Here is a 1,216-nt window from a genome sequence, read left to right as displayed (position 1 = left end):
CCTAGAGCGTGTCTCTTTGATCAGTTGATCAGTTGATCGGATGTGTCTGTCCGATTAGTGATCACTGATGCGATGTGGGACCGGATCGAGCCGCTGATGCCGGCCGATGCGGTCCGCGGTCGGCGATGGGCCGATCACCGCCGGACCTTGGAAGCTATCGCGTGGAAGTACCGCACCGGCTCTCCCTGGCGGGACCTGCCGGACGAGCTCGGCTCGTTCCAGACTGCTCACAAACGGCTGATTAGGTGGGCCGTGGATGGAACCTGGGAACGCATCCTTGCCGCAGTTCTGGCAGCGGCCGACGCTGATGCCGACATCGGCTGGACCGTGTCGGTGGACTCCACCGTCTGCCGGGCTCATCAGCACGCTGCCGGTGCCAGGAAAAAGGGGCGCCGGGCCGGGCCGAACCCGACGACCATGCCCTCGGACGCTCCCGCGGCGGCCTGAGCACGAAGGTCCATCTCGCCAGCGACACCCGTGCCCGGCCTCTGGCTCTCCGTATCACCGCAGGCCAGGCGGGCGACGCCCCGGCCTTCGAGACCGTCATGGCAGGCATTCGTGTTCCGCGAAGCGGACTCGGACGACCGAGGACCCGACCCGATGCCGTCCTGGCGGACCGCGCGTATTCATCCCGCGCGATCCGCAATCACCTCCGCCGACGCGGAATCCGCGCTGTCATTCCCCAGCCGTCCGACCAGGTCGGCCACCGGCTGCGGCGAGGAAGCGGCGGAGGCCGCCCACCAGCCTTCGACGCCGAGGCCTACAAGCAGCGCAACGCCGTCGAGCGGTGCATCAACCGACTCAAGCAGTGGCGCGGCCTGGCCATGCGAACGGACAAGCTCGCCATCGCCTACCAGGCCGCACTCCACCTCGCCTCGATCCTCATCTGGACCGCCGCTTGACCGCCGAAGCACCTCGCCCGCGAAGATGGCCGCATGGACGATCTTGTGGAGTTCCTCGTCGCGCGCGTCATGGACGACAACCACGCCTATGCCTACGTGGCCGGCACTCTGGGCGGCGAGGCTCTTCTCGACAGCCATCTCCCCATGCTCGACCTGATCGAGCAACTGGCGCACGACTACGCAGCAATGGAGCCCTCGGACTCCCGCTCGGCCGGGTTGGCATACGCGCTGCGAGTCCTTGGCCAGTCATACGCCGAGCACCCCGCCTACCAGCAGGAATGGCGCCCATAGCCCTTCAAGGAGACAGGCCCTAG

At 67.1% G+C, this 1,216-nt stretch carries 2 protein-coding genes; both read left to right on the top strand.

The features are described 5' to 3' along the window. The first annotated feature begins 72 nt into the window (after positions 1-72). A protein-coding gene (locus tag ACF09E_RS35695) for an IS5 family transposase (protein ID WP_392210490.1) occupies positions 73-902 on the top strand; the annotation gives its coding sequence in 2 pieces (ribosomal slippage) (positions 73-385 and positions 385-902; 831 coding nt in all). A 33-nt stretch (positions 903-935) separates the two neighbouring features. Further along, a complete protein-coding gene (locus tag ACF09E_RS35690; protein ID WP_392210488.1) occupies positions 936-1,193 on the top strand; it encodes a DUF6221 family protein in 258 nt (85 codons plus the stop codon). Positions 1,194-1,216 lie beyond the last annotated feature (23 nt).

The organism is Streptomyces sp. NPDC014891, from assembly GCF_043081085.1.
Lineage (GTDB): Bacteria > Actinomycetota > Actinomycetes > Streptomycetales > Streptomycetaceae > Streptomyces.
Note: the sequence above shows the minus strand (reverse complement) of the source record. Positions and strands in the feature narration are given on the sequence as shown.

Bases quoted from the DNA above. Each gene is read 5' to 3' on its own strand.
- ACF09E_RS35690 (WP_392210488.1), top strand. From the start codon at position 936: ATGGACGATCTTGTGGAGTTCCTCGTCGCGCGCGTCATGGACGACAAC.